Here is a 17,391-nt window from a genome sequence, read left to right on the forward strand (position 1 = left end):
CCATGCGACGAAAAGCAAACTTGAGTCTGGCCGTGTTGGCCGCTGCATTCACAGCCGCGGCTATCTGCCTCTATTATTACCCCGGGCAGTGGTGGTCCCGGCTGCTGTTGTATACGGCGGAAGCGGGGCTTGTTGGGGCGTTGGCGGATTTATTCGCCGTGACAGCGTTATTCCGACATCCATTGGGATGGAAATGGGTGCCGCATACCGCAATTGTACCGAAAAATCGGGACAAACTGGTCGACGGCGTCGTTCATATGGTGGAAGAACAACTGCTCAGCAAAGGGATGTTAAGAGAAAAGCTGAGTCGCATCCGCATCGTAGAGACGGCGATCTCGCTGATAGATCGTACAGCGGGAAAAAGAGCGGTTGCCGAGCTTGGCTGGAAGCTGATCGTCACCTGGCTTAAGGGAGCGGATACGGGCAAGCTGTCCGTAAAGCTGGACGCTTACGCCCGTAATGGACTGCAACGGCTTCATCTCGCTCCATATGCCGGAGCGGCGTTAAGATGGGTGCTTGACAAAGGTTATATGCAAAAGTGGCTGGACGGCATCGTGGATTATGCGGCCACCCGGACAGAGGGAGATGATGTCAAGCAAGCCATCGTATCCATGCTTCGCAAGGAGAAGGACAAATTCGTCAATGAGGGCGGCTCCATTGCCCGCTGGTTCAAGCAGAAGCTGTTCGATCTGGCTGAAGCTTCCGACGCAGTCAATCTGGAAGAAGCGGCCGATACGTTGCACCGGGATTTGCGCTCCTTCATCGAAGGGATGCGCATGCAGGATCACGAGCTTCGCATCTATCTCCAGCATAAGATGTATGAGCTGGCCGATACGCTGGAATCCAATGCGGACGTCTCCATTGCGATAGATCATTGGAAGCGGAGCTTGCTGAAGGAGATCTCCTTCCAGCCGTCCATCGCTGCGCTTATGCAGTCGATTGTCCGAATGGTGACGACTGACAGCGGCGTAAAGTACATCGTGCACGATAGCAGTCAAGAGCGCTTAAGCCACGAGGCTGTGAAGATCTGGGTTACCCGGCTGCTTTCCGTCTATTGGAATTGGTTCAAGCAGGATGAAGCGGCAAAATCGCTGCTGGAGCGGCATTTGCAGCATTTTCTGTCTCGTATCATCGAAAGCGAGCACGCGGTAATTGGCGAGATCGTCAGACATACACTTGACCAGTTCACTGAAGAGCGTCTCGTCCAATTTATCGAAGGGAAAGTGGAGAATGATTTGCAGCGTATTCGCTTGAACGGCGCATTGATCGGCGCTCTGGTTGGAGCGCTGTTATATACTTTTTTACATGGCATATACGCTCCACTACTGGCGTTGCTGTAATCCGAATATCACATCGACTGCCAATCCCGGCCTGATCAACAGGTCGGGATTGATGCGTGAAAGGTATAAATGAAACTGGATTTATTCATGAATTTGGCAATTGAGCTGCCGGTAGGAAGGAACAAACTTAACAAATGTCGAATGATGTAAGAACGCATGATGTGGTCTGTTCATAACGGCAAGGCTTCAACGCAAACGGAGATTAAACAAGTTCGGGGGCGAGCGCGTCATGGATAATGGTCATATGAACATACATGGGACTTACGATTCGTTATTGGTTCTCTTCTCGTATGTCGTAGCAGTTGTCGCTTCCTACACTGTATTAGACATGGTGGGCAAGATCAGCGAGACGAAAGGTCGGAATCGCGAACTCTGGCTGCTGTTCGGCGCATCGGCTATGGGGATGGGCATATGGTCAATGCACTTCGTCGGCATGCTGGCGTTCAAGTTGCCTGTTCCGGTGGCGTATGATTTCATGTACATCTTGCTCTCAGTGATTACCGCGCTTGTCGCATCCTTCATAGCACTGCGAATTGTAAGCGGAAGCACACTGACAATTCGCAGTCTCCTGCTTGCAGGGGTGCTGCTGGCATGCGGCATATCCGCGATGCATTATATCGGGATGGCAGCCATGCAGATTCACATCACCTACGATCGTTTCTGGTTCACCGCTTCAATTGTAATCGCTTTGGCAGCATCTATTTTCGCACTTTGGCTTGCCCTTTATTTCCGCAAGGGGGGCGAAGGAAGCGGACGGTGGAAGAAGCTAGGGAGCGGTCTTATAATGGGAAGCGCTATTGTCGGCATGCATTATACAGGCATGTGGGCTGCGAACTTTCACTTGAGTGACTATAACGTCTCTTCTTCCAGTATAATGCTGGAGCAGGAACTGTTAGCTTATCTAATTGCGGCCGGAACGCTGCTCACTCTTGGCTTGTCGCTGCTGAGCATCGTCATTACGCGCAGAATGTCGCATAAGGATTCCGAGATCGAACAGAAGACCGTCCAGATCTATGCCCAGAACGAACAGCTGAGCAAGCTGAACGAGCACTTGGAGGAGCTTGTTGTCGAACGAACCGCTCAGTTGGAAAGTGCAAGGGACGAAGCTGTCCGGGCCAATCAATTCAAGAGCCAGTTCCTGGCCAATATGAGCCATGAGCTGCGCACGCCGCTCAATGCGATTATCGGGTACAGCGAGATGATGATGGAAGATGCGGAGGAGATGAAGAATTCTGAATACGTAGAGGATTTAGCGAAAATCAGACATTCCGGCAAGCATCTGCTCGCAATCATTAATGACATTCTGGATATTTCGAAAATCGAAGCGGGGAAAATGGAACTCTATCTGGAAACTTATAGCCTAGAAGAGATTGCGCAGGACGTATTGACGACGATCAAGCCGTTAGCGGAGGGCAGCGGCAACGAGCTGCGGTGGTCTGTCGCAGAAGGACAACTGACAACAGATTGTATGAAACTCAAGCAAATTCTGGTTAATCTGCTTAGCAATGCGAATAAATTCACCGAAAAGGGCGCTATTGAGCTGCACATTCGAAGTCAGTCGCGAGACAATCGTAAAGGCTATTGCTTCCTGGTGAAAGATACTGGTATCGGAATGACAGCTCGGCAACTGGAGAAGCTGTTCCAGCCGTTCACGCAGGCAGACGCTTCGACGACTCGCAAATATGGGGGGACAGGTCTCGGACTTGCGATCAGCCATAGCTTCTGTAGCATGCTGGAGGGAGAATTGGAAGTGGATAGCGAGGTTGGACATGGCACGACGTTTACATGCTGGATTCCAAATGCACAACGTCTTTCAAGTGATTAAGTTAGCCTGCTTCATTAGGCTGGAGAGGAGATTATGATGTTAACGGACCTAAAAGATATGAAATATGCTTTGTCTGCCTTGGAACAATCTTCGATTATTTCCATAACGGACGCTAGCGGCAATATTCTCTATGTAAACGAACTGTTCTGCGAAATTTCACAATACGAAAAGTCTGAGCTGATCGGCAAGCCCCATTCCATTGTAAGCGCAGCATTTCATTCGGTGGAGTTCTATCAGGAGATGTGGCAAGCGCTTGGTGAAGGGCGAGTATGGAAGGGTGAGCTTAAAAACAAGGCTAAGGACGGCAGCACTTACTGGGTAAATTTGACGATTGTCCCGTTCGCTAACGATGCCGGCATAATCTATCAGCACGTTGCCTTCGGCACGGATATTACAGTCAGGAAAGAGAATGAATACAAGCTCATGGATACGATGGAAAATCTGAACGATATCGAGAATGCGCTTGACGAATCTTCGATCGTTGCAATTACTGATGACAAAGGTGTTATTACTTATGTCAACGATAAATTTTGTGAAATATCGAAGTACGAACGCGAGGAACTGCTGGGGAAAACACATCGTGTCATTAATTCCGGCTATCATCCCAAATCGTTCTTCAAAACGATGTGGGACACCATCCGTTCGGGAAAGGTATGGCGCGGGGAAGTGAAAAATCGGGCAAAGGACAGCAGTGAATATTGGATGAACACGACGATCGTCCCCTTCCTTGACGATAAGGGCAAGCCGCATCACTTCATCTCCATCCGCACAGATATTACAGATCGAGTGCGGGCGGAAGCGGCGCTTGCGGAACGAACGAAGCAGCTTGGGCGCGCGAGGGACGAAGCGATAAAGGCGAACATGATCAAGAGCCAATTCCTTGCGAATATGAGTCACGAGCTGCGAACGCCGTTAAATGCAATTATCGGATACAGCGAAATGCTGATGGAGGATGCCGCGGAACTGAGCGATCCTGACTTCGCTGAGGACTTGGCGAAGATCGGACATGCCGGCAGGCATTTGCTCACTTTAATTAATGACATCCTTGACATCTCAAAGATTGAAGCGGGCAAGATGGATGTGTACTACGAACACTGCAGCCTTCACAGCATCGTGGAAGATGTGGAAGCAACCATTGCACCGCTTGCTCTGCAGAATGGGAATAAGCTGATACTCTATCCGATAGACGGAGAGATATGGACCGACATTACGAAGATGCGGCAAATATTGCTTAATCTGCTCAGCAACGCCAATAAGTTCACACAGGGCGGAGAGGTGGAGCTGAAGATCGAAGCCGAGAACAGAACAGGCCAGCAGGGTTACAGCTTCAAAGTGAGGGATTCTGGAATCGGAATGACGAGCGAGCAATTGAACAAGCTGTTCCAGCCGTTCTTCCAGGGGGACTCCAGCACAACAAGGCAATTCGGCGGCACCGGACTCGGTCTTGCGATCAGCCGCAGCTTCTGCGAGCTCCTGGGTGGTGAGATTGCGGTGGAAAGCCAGTCAGGAGTTGGGAGCTTGTTCACGTGTTGGCTTCCTGCCAAACCTCAGCAAAACATAAATGAGCGCATATGGGAACACAGTGATATCGCTATTACCGCTCAGGGCGACGAATCTGTCCGCATACTGCTCATAGATGACGAACCGTCGAATGAAAAGCTGCTGCGTCATTACTTCAGCAGTGAAGGCTGGAAGCTGGCCTTCGCCGATAGCGGAGAGGAAGGACTCCGGCTGTCCCGCGAGCTGCAACCGCATGTCATTCTGCTAGACATTCTCATGCCCGAGATGGATGGGTGGAGCGTTCTGACCAGACTGAAGAATGATCCGGTGTTAAGGGGGATTCCCGTTATTATCGTATCGATGACCGATGACAAGAAGCAGGGATTCTCGCTCGGCGCCTCCGAATTCATACTGAAGCCTGTGGACAAGGCGCAGCTGGTTGCTACAATCGACCGTTATATCCCGAACCGCAATGCGCAGCGGGTGCTGGTCATAGAAGATGATGCGACGACGAATGAAATGATGGCCAAGCTGCTGCAGAAGGAAGGATATCAGGTCACTCAGTCTTATAACGGCGGGAGTGCGCTCTCACTTATGCAGTCGGAAATGCCGGGATTGATTTTGCTGGACCTGGTGATGCCCGAGATGGACGGATTTCAATTCTTGGCGGAGCTGCGCAAGCGAGACGCCTGGCGAAGCGTTCCTGTTCTTGTCATCACAGCCAAGACAATCACGGTACATGAGCGATTGAGACTGAAAGGTTACGTAAAGGGATTCATGCAGAAGGGGTCGTTCGATCATAAATCCCTGCTGGCCGAAATACATCAATTGATTGGGGAATAAACGATGTGTAAGACGATATTATTGGTGGAAGACCATGAGATGAATCGAGATATGCTGAAAAGGCGGCTATGCCGAAGGGGATTTCATGTCTTGACGGCTGTAGACGGACAGGAAGGCATCGATACGGCTGTGCTGAAGCAACCCGATATTATTCTGATGGATATGAGCCTTCCTGTCATGGATGGCTGGGAGGCTACGAAGCGGCTAAAAAGGAAGGAAGAGACGAAGCGGATTCCCATTATCGCTCTTACCGCTCATGCGATGTCCGAGGATGCTGCTAAAGCTTATGACGCAGGCTGTGACGATTTCGATACGAAGCCCGTCGATTTCGAGCGACTGCTTGGGAAAATCCAGAAGGCGCAGAATGCTTTGGAGAAGGCCGATCTGCAATAGATACATCGTAGTAAGGAGTGTACTAGTGCTATGGGGATGGAAACGGACGGCATGGAGTTTGCCGCTCCTCTGACGGATGCCAGAATATTAATTATCGACGATCAAGAGTACAATATCAGTCTGCTGGAGAGGATGCTGAGACGTGCTTCCTTCCATCAGCTAAGCAGCACGACCGATTCGTTGCAAGCAGAACGTCTTCTTCGGGAGTTCGATCCAGATATCGTTCTGTTGGACTTGCATATGCCGGGGATCGACGGGATGGGGGTGCTGGCTAAGATCAGACATATGATGGGAGACAAGAATTATCTTCCCGTGTTAATGCTGACTGCGGACGTTACGGCAGCCACGAAACAGACGGCGCTGCAGGCTGGTGCGAACGATTTTCTGACCAAGCCGCTAGATCGAACCGAGGTTATTCTCCGTATGAGCAATTTACTCAAAACGAGATTTCTCCATAAGCAATTGCAGCATTATAATGAAACGCTGGAAGCGAAGGTGGCGGAGCGAACGGAGGAGCTGAACCGGACGAAGCTGGAAATACTGGAACTGCTGGGCCGCACATCGGAGTATCGCGACGACATGACAGGTCAGCATACGCAGCGAGTAGGACGGTTGTCGGAGTTGATTGCGCTTGAGCTGGGGTTGCCGCAAGAGCAAGCGTCAATGATTGCGAAGGCTGCGCCACTGCACGACATCGGCAAGATCGGCATCTCGGACCAGCTGTTGCTGAAGCCGGGTCGTTATGAGCTTGATGAATTCGAAGCCATGAAGAAGCACACGATTATCGGAGCGGACATATTGGAAGGCAGCAGCTTCGATGTATTGAAGATGGCCAGCATTATCGCAAGATGGCATCATGAGAAGTGGGACGGCAGCGGATACCCCGACGGGCTTGCCGGCGAGCGTATTCCTATAGAGGCAAGGATTGTAGCGCTTGCTGACTTTTATGACGCGCTCACTCATGATCGTCCTTACAAGCGCGCCTGGACTTCAGGCGAAGCGCTTGATGAAGTGAAGCGCCAGAGCGGCAGGCATTTCGACCCTGCGATAACGAGAGTTTTTGTAGCTTTAATTGAACGGGATTGGCAATAGATCCCGTTCAATCATTGCCTAGGTGTTCTTTATAGAGAATATTTTGTGTTATAGTGAGAGGAAGTGAAGTTGCTGTATAAGCGTGAATAGAGAACGGAAGGATGATGGAGACAGTGATGAAGGTGCTGATTAATTTGCTTTGGATGCTGCAACTGGCCATGTGGCCGCAATTGCTTGCATCAGGCAATGAGACGAGCGTGAAGCCGCTAAGCCTCACGGCAGTCATTCAACAAGGGAAGGCTGCGCTAGGCGCAAGCGAGTCGCATAGCAACGGTGAACCGGCAGGCGCAATGAATGCGAGGTGGCAAGGCACACCTCTACAGATTGATATTGGGAGATGGGGCATCAGGAATGATGGAACCGCTCCTAAGGAGACGACGAGCGGCTTGAACAGAGCTCTGGAATGGGCTCATTCGACCGGAATTGACGCTGTTACACTACCTCCCGGGAACTACTCGATCGATAAGGACAGCCATATTGCAATGGTATCTAATATGGTATTCCAGCTACCTGACGATGTTGTGCTGCAAAAGGAGACGAACGGCAAAGAAAATTATGAAATCTTGGTCGTCGGCTATGGCGTGAGCAATGTTACCCTTCGAGGAGGCATCTACCGCGGCGATAAGGATATGCACGATTATTCCGGCAAGGACCATCCCTATTCCGCCGGAACGCATGAGGGTGGACACGGCATAGCGCTTAGAGGAGCTAGCGCTGTTACAATCGAAGACGTGAAGGCGGAGCAATTTACGGGTGATGGGTTGCTTATAGCGGGTACAGGTACGATGACGAAGGACTTGTACGAGAATCACTTCGAAACCGGGGGAATAGACGACAAAGGGAAGCCTGTCGAGGCCGCCGGGAAGATCAGGACGAAGGAACCTGTCAGCCTCCAGCACGACATTTTCAAGGAACAAGGCGTGTTCGAGCTGTCTAATGCGAAGCATTTGAACAGAAGCTACGATATTTACTTCTATAACGGAACCGGTAAGCTGCTGCAGAAATTAACGGACAAGAAGGTAAGAGATATGATGGCGATTCCCGATGGGGCAAGCTCCTTTCACCTTGTATTCAACCAGTCGGAACAAAAGAATGCCTATATTGAAGTATGGAACAGAGTCGTCAGCAGCGATGTTGTCGTGAAGGATTCCGAGTTCGCTTATAACAGAAGACAGGGCATATCAGTCGTAGGTGGGGACGGGATATTGATTGTGAACAATGAGCTGCATCATATGAAAGGAACGATGCCCCAATCCGGCATCGATCTGGAGGGCGGCTTCGGCGAGAATGGTCATCGCAACAGCAATATTATTATCAGGAGCAACCGATTTCATAACAATGCTTCCTACGATCTAATTCTCTATGATGGCAGGGATGCGCTGGTGGAGCACAATTATATGGGCTCCAAGGGGGCGATCGGACTTGCGGTATCTGAACCTTTCACCGGCGCGCTTATACGGAACAATCATTTCGACGGAACGCGCATTATCGCCTACCATGATGTTGTGTTCAAAGATAACCGGTTAAATGACAGCTATACGACCTTGACAGGTCCCAACATTGTTATAGACGGTATGTCATTGACAAACGCGACATTGTCCATCGCCGCCTCTGAGCCGTTCGGCGTACGGGCTTCAGATGTGAACATCCGCATCACGAATGCGGAAGCGGAAGCTGGGCTGTCGCTATGGGGCAAGCGGATTAGGCTCGACCGCATCACGATTGAAGGGACGCCCAAGCTTCGTTCCGTGCAAGGTGGTATTGAGTCCGGAAGCATCATCAATGATCTGCGAGTCGTCGGCTTCAACTCCCAATACGGGGTATCTTTGCCACCGGCTACTTACAATCGATGCTATCTCGAAGGCGCGGAAGGGGAGAGCTTCGGTTCGATCGGCGTAGGCGGGAGAGGCCCATATAGGTTCAACGACTGCACATTCGTCTCAAGCAAGACAGCGAGCGTTAATATGACAGCTGGCCATGCGGATCTGGATCTGACGATCAAGCATTCCACGTTCCGGCTCAGCGGCAATACCAGCGCTATTACAATCGATGCGGCCAAACAGCTGTCGTTGTTGAACAACACCATTGTTGCCCCGTCGCTCACCTCCAACAAAGTGGAGCTGATCAGGCTGAACAATTACTGGCACCGCGAGGAGCCGCACGACATTCTGCAGGCGACAATAACAGGCAATACGTTGGAGACTAACATCGATGCGGTCGGTATCTCGACCTTGTACGCAGGTACAGGCGCGCCTCCCTATGTGGTGAAGGACAACGAGCTTGGAATTGCCAGGTTGCAGGTGAAGGCCACTGATGTGACGGAATGAATAATCCCGCCATGAGAAGCTGAATCTTATCGTTATCTAATGGATAAGGCCAAGACTAGTTGGTACTGTAGGCATGTCTGTCCTGACATTCGCACATACTAATCCAGTTACTTCAAGCTGGGGAGTTGATGGAAGATGGGATGGAAGATACTGTTATCGCTTCTACTGCTTGGACAAGGAGGGCAGGCGCTGCATGCGGAGCCGCTCGACATCCGGCATGAGGGCAATACGTTGCTTAAAGTGAACGAAGAGGAAATTGTATACCCGATGAGCGGTGTCCCGATTCTGTTGGAGGAGCGAATGGAGAAGCTGATGAAAGAAGTTGCGCCTAAGGTGGAGATCGCTCCCGTCAATGCGACGTTGAACAGCGCCGGAGGAATTATACCGGAGCAGACGGGCTCTATATTGGACAAGAGAACGTTCCAGGAGTTGATATACGGTTATGTCTACGAAGGAGAGCCTTCCATAGTCGATGTGCCGACCAGAGTAGTCTATCCCAGAGTGGACAGTGAAGTGCTATCCGCTATTAAAGTAAGGAAGATCGGCCAATACGCCACTTACTTCAACAGTCGCAATCAGAATCGTTCTCATAATATTGATTTGGCGGCGAAGGCCGTCAATAATGTTGTCGTATTTCCAGGAGAGCGATTCTCCTTCAATGCGGTTGTTGGAAAGCGAACGAAGGAGAAGGGATACTTGAAAGCGCCGGTTATCGTGCGCGGCGAGCTCTATGAGGATATCGGGGGAGGGATTTGCCAAGTGTCCTCCACGCTGTTCAATGCAGTTGATCGGGCCGGCTTGACCATTGTCGAGAGATACTCCCACAGCCGGAGAGTCCCTTATGTACCTGCCGGACGAGATGCGACTGTAAGCTGGTACGGACCCGATTTCGTCTTCGAAAATCCGTACAATCAACCTGTTCTGATTCGAACGTTTTACGGCTACGGACAGGTCAGTATTGTTATCTGCTCTTCTGAATTGATCGAGCTTCATCCAAGGCAAGTGCCTAGCGCCTCCAGACGGCTGCCGGAGGAAGTTAAAGTGGATGAAGCCAATGCGCACAGCATCCAATAGCGAAGCGTCCCTGTCTTGGCAGGGGCGCTTTGTTATAGAAGCGTACCTGTTCCTTCAGAGACGGGATATGCATGGCTGCAAGCACCCGAGGCGTCCTAAGTTATGTTATAATGGGGAACGTTAATGGATAAAGACGTGTACGGTGTGAAAGGAGAAAGTAATCAGGATGTTAGCATTACAACAAGAGAAAGCACATGCCGGGCTTCAGGAACAAACGGCATTGGCGACCAAGCTAATGAAGATGAGGGGGGACAGTGAGGATAACAAGCGATGGCGCACTATCGACACGCCTTTAACCTTGCAAGAGGGCTTGTCCAGGCTTACGAAGGATGAACTGACCGTCATTCGCACTCGTTACGGTATTGAGAATGCAAGCAGGCTCAATAAGTCAGCTTTGGTTGATGTCATTGCGCAGACAATCGCCGAGAGACTCTCGGAAGTTCTTCATTCTCTGTCGCTGAAGCAGTATCAGCTGCTGCAAGCGGTGGTCCGGAACGGAGGACACACGGAGATGGAGATGAACTGGGAGAGCGAGCTCGATCTGCTATTGCTTCGAGGGCTGCTATATACTGGAAAATGGAACGGCAAAAATTCTGTTGTAGCTCCTCAGGAAGTGCTGGAAACGTTCTGTAAGCTCGATTCAGCGGCCTATGAAGCGGTCATTCGCCGTAATTGGGAATGGATCAGAATGACCAGAGGTATGCTGTATTACTACGGCACTTTGAAGACTTCCAATCTGTACGAGTTATTAAGCCGCATGGAGGAGCAATCACTGGCGACAGAGCGGTTGACCGCAGTGCTGGTAGATGACATAGCGTCGAATGATGGCATCATGCTAGATGAAGCGGGCCTGTCCAATGAGCGGGTATTGGATTCAAGAAGGGTACTGAATGAGCATAAGCTAAGAGAATCCGTTCCCTTCCATTCCTTCACCAGGGAAGAGTTGCTGGAAGCGGGTGAACCCGGCTTCGTAGATCGTAACGCCAGCTACCGCACGTTCGTCAGTGAACTGGTCCGGCAATACGGACTAAGTGTGGAGGAAGCTGATGAATTGGCGGAAGAATGCGTTTATGCGACCCGTATCGGGGAGCCGATGCCGAACATTGCCCATTATCTGGGCGATCAGTTGGATATGGAGTCCGGCGATCCGGTGCCGTTGATCGAGAAGCTGGTGGCGCTAATGAACGGTACGAGACAATGGTTTTTGAAGGGGTATGCTTCCGATCAATTGACGGATAGCGGCAGCCGTTATAACGGTCCGCTGCTTGTGAACGGCGGCAGCAAGCAACAATTGGCTTCCGCCAAGAAGGTAGGTCGGAATGAGCCGTGTCTGTGCGGCAGCGGCAAGAAATACAAGAAGTGCTGCGCCAAATAACAGCAAGGGGTGTCGCTAACGAGGGTTTCCTCATTCGCGACACCCCTTTGTATTTTTCTATGCCCCGTTAATCGATGGAAAGCAAGCCCGGCTCAAGGAGCTACAGATGGGATGGCAGATCGATATCTACTTCTTTGTTAATGGCTGCTGAGCGGAGAATGCCGTCAATAATGGCTTGATTGTATAGAATCTCTTCCGCCGGAATTGGCGCAGGCTCATCTTCCCGGATCGCACGCACGAAGTCCTTCACCTTCTCCTCGAAGACGTTCAGACTATGTTGTATACGCGGTATCGGGGTATGCGTATGCTGCCCCATCATATCGTGGAACAGCGTCATGCTGCCGACCTGACCGTCCCACACGCCCGACCACGGTCCTTCGCCATAAGGCGTCACCTTCAAGCCAGCGTCGGTGCCAAGGAACATCGATGCGCCGAGTGTATCCATATGCATCGCCCACGAGATCTTGAACTGCAGGACGATGCCTCCTTCCAGACGGATGAAGGCCGAGCCGAAGTCCTCGACATCGAAGCGGGACGCTTCCGCATGATAAGCCGGATTGCTTCCGAAGTAGTTGGACGTCATCGCGGATACGGTGAGCGGCTTGGGATACCCAAGCGCATGCAACGCAAAGTCGAGCGAGTAGCAGCCAATGTCCGCCATCGCGCCGGCACCGGCCAGCTCCTTGCGAATAAAGGTGCCTCCAGGCATGCCGCGGCGTCTGCCGCCTCCCACTTCCACATAGTAAACCTTCCCCAGCTTGCCGCCCTGTACAACGTCGCGAATGAGCTTCGTATTAGGGTCGTAGCGCGGCTGGAAGCCGACCGACAGCATTAGCCCCGTGTCCTTCGATACTTGCACCATGTGCACAGCTTCCTCTAGAGTGACAGACATCGGCTTCTCCAGCAACACTTTCTTACCGGCCTGCAGCGCGTCGATTGTCGTGCCGTAATGAGACACGTTCGGCGTACAGATGCTTACTCCGTCCAGCTCCAATTCCAGCAGCTTGCGGTGATCCTCGAAGGCGGTTGCATCATGCAGTCCTGCCTCATCCAGGAATTGCCTCGCCTTCCCGGGCACGATGTCCGCAGCCGCGGCTATTTCTACATTGTCCATGGCTTGATAAGCTCTCAGATGGCCGGCTGCGATGCCTCCGCTTCCGATGATGCCTACTCGAATTTTTCTCATATGTGGTCATCTCCTAATATCAGACTTCGTGCTTCCCTTCATTCTAACATTCCGATATTGAGCATAATAGTGCGTCATTGCGACATATCCGGGTGAATGACATATTCTATGGTGTGTGACAAAAATCTCACTGCTTCTGCTTTCAATCGGTTATAATGAACAAAAACAAACAATCATAATCGGAAGAAAGTAGAGGTAAATAAACATGAAAACAGAAATCATGCATCCCGCTGATCAGCTGCTGCTGTATATGAATCGCATTTATGAATATGGCATGACAACGACATCCGGCGGCAATATCTCCATTCTGGACGACAATGGAGATATCTGGATTACCCCTGCAGGCGTGGATAAAGGCACGTTAACCAGCCGCGATATGGTATGTGTCAAAGCGAACGGCGATCTGCATGGGATCCATCGGCCGTCCAGCGAATTGCCCTTTCATCGTCTCATCTATGCCGCTCGCCCGGATCTGAAAGCGATAGTTCACGCCCATCCGCCCGCTCTGGTCGCGTTCAGCATCGTTCGGCAAGTGCCAGATACAAGATTGCTTCCTTACGAGCGTCAAATATGCGGCCCGATCGGCATGGCGCCGTATGCGCTACCCGGCAGTGAGGAACTTGGCAAAAATATTGCGGATGTGTTCAGGCAAGGCATGCACTCGGTCATGCTGGAGAACCACGGCGTCGTGGTCGGGGCCGAGGATTTGTTCAGTGCGTTCCAACGCTTCGAAACGTTGGATTTCTGCGCTAGACTGGAAATTGAAGCACGACGGGTAGGAAAGCTGAAGCTGCTGACAGACGAAGATTATGAGACAATGCGCAACACAACAAGTCATTCCATCGAAACGTTCCGGCGGGACGGCATGACCACCTACGAGAAGGAAATCCGCCGCGAGCTGTGCAGACTTATTCACCGTGCCTATAAGCAAAAGTTGTTCACCAGTACACAGGGCACGTTCTCTTGCAGAGTGGAGGGCAACGATTTCTTGATCACGCCGTATGGCGCAGATCGTAACTATATTCAGCCCGAAGATATGGTGCTGGTCAGGGACGGGAAGGCGGAGGAAGACAAGATGCCAAGCAAGTCCTTTCAACTGCATCAGTCCATTTATGAGAATCAGCCGCACGTCAATGCGGTTCTGATCGCTCATCCGCCTCATATTATGGCTTTTGCCGTCACGGACACCGAGTTCGATTCGCGCACGATACCGGAGAGCTATATCCTACTAAGAAGCACTCCCAAGCTGAAGTTTGACGCCGTCTATCAGGACCCCGTTCGAACTTCGGAGACGTTCACGCCTTCCACACCGATCGCAATCGTGAACAACAACTGCGTCATTGTGGCGGGGAGAAGCCTGCTGGAAGCCTTCGATCGGCTGGAGGTAGCCGAATATAGCGCCAAGTCCGTTCTCGCGGCAACAGCGCTTGGCGACATCGTTCATATCGACGGGGACAGAATAAAAGAGCTGGAGGTAGCGTTCAAGCTGAATTGACGGCTTATGCGGCTGAAGGTGGAAGGAAGACCTCCGGACAGTCGAGTTTTCGACTGGTCGGGGGCTTTTTCCATTCTGAACAATGAAGTTAACAGAGGATAATGAAGTAGAAAATGAACAAGTTCCATCATTTCCCGCCGATGGTACGATGAATGTGTTCCCCCAATCTGCTGTTCTTGCTGGGAGGTGTTAACGGGTACCATTAGGCATCGGCTTGTATCGCGAATCAAGCAAGTTTGAAAGCGTTTTACTAAAAAGAAGGAGAGAGAATTTATGCGAATGAACCTGAAATCAGTCCAAGTGCTGCTGTGTATGTTGCTGCTTTTGCCGTTGGTGTTCGTCAAACCGGTGCAGTCCAAAGCGCAAATCGCTGCTGCTACCATTACCGTCGACCAAGCAGATGTTATCAACCCGGATTTCCTCGGAATCGGCGCTGAATACGATCCGTTTGCGTACATGGAGGAAAGCCTGGGAGACGGGTTCAATGACAACTGGTGGGAAATGGAGAAGCACCGGATAGCCAAGCTGAAGCCTGATATCGTGCGCGTATGGTACCAGGTCGACTGGATGGAGCCCGCGAACGACAACAATGACCCTGCTGTCATCAACTGGTCGGGTATGCAAACGAACAGCTCCAAAATGCAAGCGGTTTACGAGGTGCTGGATTACCTGAAGTCACAGGATATTGACGTTATGCTGATCGCAGGCTTGGCTATGACAGAGGAGAACCAGAGCTGGCTGGGGTTTCCGGGACTGCCGCGGCCGGAGCTCAGCGCGCCAACCGATCTGGCCGAGTGGGGCGAGTGGGTATCAGCCACCTTGCAGCATCTGATCAATACCAAGGGGTATACCAATATTAAGTACGTGATGTCCTACAACGAGCCCAATCTCGCTAGCTTCGCTACCCCTGCGAATGTAAGCAAGCCGAACTATTACAGGGATATGTATCAAGCCATTCACAATCGGCTTACAGCCGACGGTATCCGCTCACAGGTCAAACTGATCGGACCCGACGAGTCCGGCGCCGCGAACTGGACGCAGTACGCGGTTCAGCAAATGGACGGTGTGCTCGACATTTACGATGGACATGCTTACGGACAGGATTATGCCACGCTTCAGAGCTGGTTGACGACACGCTTGAATTACGTTAATCCCACCGGGAAGCCATTCATGATCACAGAATTTGCAGGTATTGCAAGCCCCGACAGCCGGAAGACGTATCAATACGGCGTTAGCGTAGCGGACCTGATGGTGTCCGGTATGAGGAACAACGCTTCCGCACTCTTATACTGGCGCTTCGCGGATCAGCGTCTGCCGGAGCCGCTTGATTTCCTGGACAATAACGCCTACGGGCTGTACCGCTGGATGCCGATCACGGCTACGCCGAACCCGTCCTACTACGCATTCGGTTTATTCTCGCGTTATATTGAGTCTCACTCCGAAGTACTGTCCACGGAATCGCCCGATCCGGATCTTCATGTCTCTTCGGTCCGCTTGCCGGACGGGAACTATTCCGTGTTTGTCGTGAACAGCAGCAAGACCGTAGACAAAAATGTGACGATTAACTTTACGTCTGCGATCAATAAATCGGTGGAGCGTCATCTGTATTCAGAGGAAGTAGTGCCGTCGGCGAATGCCAACCTGCTTCCGGCCGATAAGCGATGGGCACAGGTAGCGAGCCAGTTCAACGATGATCTGCTGCCAGCCAACAGCGTTGCCGTGTATACAACAGTCCCGGATGAAACGCAAATCGAAATTATGTCCGCGGACCAATCGGTGACATGGGGAGAAAAGATCAAATTCAAAGCTTGCGTCCTAAACGGAATTGGCGGTGTGAAGTGGTCGGTGCTGGGGGGGCCGGATTACGGCACAATTAGCAACGGCGGCGTGTATCATGCTCCATCCACTATGCCGGCGATGCGACAGGCGATCATCAAGGCAACGAGCAATATAAATCCCGATGTGTACAGCTATGCGGTAGTTCGATTCGAGGCAGCCGGCTTGACCGCATCAGGTGAAGAGGACATGATCGTACTGAACTGGCTGCCATCCGCAGGCGCGACGGGTTATACCGTCAAGCGCAGCATAAATCCGGGCGGTCCCTACACGGCTATCGCCGCCGAATTGACGGAGACAACCTATACCGACACCGACGTGAATGCATCTACCCGCTATTATTATGTCGTGTCAGCGGAGAATGCCGTTGGCGAAATCGGCAATTCCCGGGAGACATTCGCCAGCCCGCTGTCGACTTCCATGCAAGACGAGTTCACAGGCCATGCGGTGGATACGAGCAAGTGGACGATCGTCAATCAGGGACTTCGCTCCACATCGGCCTCTGCGTTAACGGCTTCTGTAGCGGACGGAACGCTGAAGCTTGCCGGAACGACCGATATCGGAACCTGGGCGGGCAAGTCGTTGCGCAGCATCCCTACCTTCCGGGCAACTCCGGAAGCGCCGCTGACCGTAGAGGTCGACCGGGTGTCGCTTGATGGATCGGGAGTCGGATTCCGCAGCGCCGTCTGGTTATATGTGGGCCCGTCGCAATATATCCATTTCGCCCAGAGCGGCGAGTATAACAGATGGGTATTCAACAAGGATGGAAGCAGTGATAATCTGGTCTGGAACGACGGCGACCGGGGCAATCACCGTATGAAAATGGTTCATGACGGCAGCACAGTGAAATTCTACATTGACGGCGTTGAACGTGCCAGCACGGCAGTCACCTGGCATACAGACATTAAGATCATTCTGACAGGCGAGGCTTGCCTGATTGGCGACACGGTAAACGCGGAGTTCGATAACCTCTCCGTATATAAAGGCAGTACGCCTTAACCAGGAAACGAATGCGAAGCCAAAACGGGAGGACTAGGACTGCTGCAGGCAGTCTAGTCCTCCCGTTAGTAGCTTTGACCTGTTAGGATGCTATATTCCGGTGAGG

Annotated in this window: 11 protein-coding genes; 10 read left to right on the forward strand and 1 reads right to left on the reverse strand. The window is 51.7% G+C overall.

The window, feature by feature from the left end:
- The first annotated feature begins 2 nt into the window (after positions 1-2).
- The 8 genes from ACFQ2I_RS16605 to ACFQ2I_RS16640 all read left to right on the forward strand — a co-directional run bounded on the left by ACFQ2I_RS16605 (position 3) and on the right by ACFQ2I_RS16640 (position 11,769).
- Positions 3-1,340: a DUF445 domain-containing protein gene (locus tag ACFQ2I_RS16605; protein WP_377566166.1), complete on the forward strand. Its 1,338-nt coding sequence runs from the start codon at positions 3-5 to the stop codon at positions 1,338-1,340.
- A gap of 229 nt (positions 1,341-1,569) precedes the next feature.
- A complete protein-coding gene (locus ACFQ2I_RS16610) occupies positions 1,570-3,165 on the forward strand; it encodes a sensor histidine kinase (protein WP_377566168.1) in 1,596 nt (531 codons plus the stop codon).
- 33 nt (positions 3,166-3,198) lie between these two features.
- Positions 3,199-5,508 carry a response regulator gene (locus ACFQ2I_RS16615; RefSeq protein WP_377566170.1) on the forward strand — a complete coding sequence of 770 codons (2,310 nt, stop codon included), beginning with the start codon at positions 3,199-3,201 and terminating at the stop codon, positions 5,506-5,508.
- Positions 5,509-5,511: 3 nt separating this feature from the next.
- Positions 5,512-5,901, forward strand: coding sequence for a response regulator (locus ACFQ2I_RS16620; protein ID WP_377566172.1), 390 nt, complete (start codon positions 5,512-5,514; stop codon positions 5,899-5,901).
- Positions 5,902-5,931: 30 nt separating this feature from the next.
- Complete coding sequence (locus ACFQ2I_RS16625; RefSeq protein WP_377566174.1) at positions 5,932-6,993, forward strand: HD domain-containing phosphohydrolase; 1,062 nt, start codon at positions 5,932-5,934, stop codon at positions 6,991-6,993.
- A gap of 101 nt (positions 6,994-7,094) precedes the next feature.
- On the forward strand, positions 7,095-9,320 hold the full coding sequence (locus ACFQ2I_RS16630) for a right-handed parallel beta-helix repeat-containing protein (protein ID WP_377566176.1): 2,226 nt from the start codon (positions 7,095-7,097) through the stop codon (positions 9,318-9,320).
- A 135-nt stretch (positions 9,321-9,455) separates the two neighbouring features.
- A complete protein-coding gene (locus ACFQ2I_RS16635) occupies positions 9,456-10,394 on the forward strand; it encodes a VanW family protein (RefSeq protein WP_377566178.1) in 939 nt (312 codons plus the stop codon).
- 166 nt (positions 10,395-10,560) lie between these two features.
- Positions 10,561-11,769: a YecA family protein gene (locus ACFQ2I_RS16640; RefSeq protein WP_377566180.1), complete on the forward strand. Its 1,209-nt coding sequence runs from the start codon at positions 10,561-10,563 to the stop codon at positions 11,767-11,769.
- A gap of 100 nt (positions 11,770-11,869) precedes the next feature.
- On the opposite strand, the gene ACFQ2I_RS16645 is transcribed toward ACFQ2I_RS16640, so the two are convergent.
- A complete protein-coding gene (locus ACFQ2I_RS16645) occupies positions 11,870-12,955 on the reverse strand; it encodes a Gfo/Idh/MocA family protein (RefSeq protein ID WP_377566182.1) in 1,086 nt (361 codons plus the stop codon).
- A 205-nt stretch (positions 12,956-13,160) separates the two neighbouring features.
- Between ACFQ2I_RS16645 and ACFQ2I_RS16650 the strand changes: the two genes are divergently transcribed.
- Together ACFQ2I_RS16650 and ACFQ2I_RS16655 are read left to right on the forward strand one after the other, a co-directional pair.
- Entirely contained in the window at positions 13,161-14,450 is a 1,290-nt protein-coding gene (locus ACFQ2I_RS16650) for a class II aldolase/adducin family protein (RefSeq protein WP_377566184.1), read from the forward strand.
- A 273-nt stretch (positions 14,451-14,723) separates the two neighbouring features.
- Positions 14,724-17,285 carry a glycosyl hydrolase gene (locus tag ACFQ2I_RS16655; RefSeq protein WP_377566186.1) on the forward strand — a complete coding sequence of 854 codons (2,562 nt, stop codon included), beginning with the start codon at positions 14,724-14,726 and terminating at the stop codon, positions 17,283-17,285.
- The last annotated feature ends 106 nt before the right edge of the window (positions 17,286-17,391 follow it).

It is taken from the genome of Paenibacillus chungangensis (assembly GCF_042675905.1).
Taxonomy (GTDB): Bacteria; Bacillota; Bacilli; order Paenibacillales; family Paenibacillaceae; genus Pristimantibacillus; species Pristimantibacillus chungangensis.

Excerpts from the sequence above, each read along its gene's own strand:
- ACFQ2I_RS16635 (WP_377566178.1), top strand. The coding sequence starts at position 9,456 with ATGGGATGGAAGATACTGTTATCGCTTCTACTGCTTGGACAAGGAGGG.
- ACFQ2I_RS16655 (WP_377566186.1), top strand. The coding sequence starts at position 14,724 with ATGCGAATGAACCTGAAATCAGTCCAAGTGCTGCTGTGTATGTTGCTG.
- ACFQ2I_RS16615 (WP_377566170.1), top strand. The coding sequence starts at position 3,199 with ATGATGTTAACGGACCTAAAAGATATGAAATATGCTTTGTCTGCCTTG.
- ACFQ2I_RS16610 (WP_377566168.1), top strand. The coding sequence starts at position 1,570 with ATGGATAATGGTCATATGAACATACATGGGACTTACGATTCGTTATTG.
- ACFQ2I_RS16640 (WP_377566180.1), top strand. The coding sequence starts at position 10,561 with ATGTTAGCATTACAACAAGAGAAAGCACATGCCGGGCTTCAGGAACAA.
- ACFQ2I_RS16630 (WP_377566176.1), top strand. The coding sequence starts at position 7,095 with ATGATGGAGACAGTGATGAAGGTGCTGATTAATTTGCTTTGGATGCTG.
- ACFQ2I_RS16650 (WP_377566184.1), top strand. The coding sequence starts at position 13,161 with ATGAAAACAGAAATCATGCATCCCGCTGATCAGCTGCTGCTGTATATG.
- ACFQ2I_RS16625 (WP_377566174.1), top strand. The coding sequence starts at position 5,932 with ATGGGGATGGAAACGGACGGCATGGAGTTTGCCGCTCCTCTGACGGAT.
- ACFQ2I_RS16605 (WP_377566166.1), top strand. The coding sequence starts at position 3 with ATGCGACGAAAAGCAAACTTGAGTCTGGCCGTGTTGGCCGCTGCATTC.
- ACFQ2I_RS16645 (WP_377566182.1), bottom strand. The coding sequence starts at position 12,955 with ATGAGAAAAATTCGAGTAGGCATCATCGGAAGCGGAGGCATCGCAGCC.
- ACFQ2I_RS16620 (WP_377566172.1), top strand. The coding sequence starts at position 5,512 with ATGTGTAAGACGATATTATTGGTGGAAGACCATGAGATGAATCGAGAT.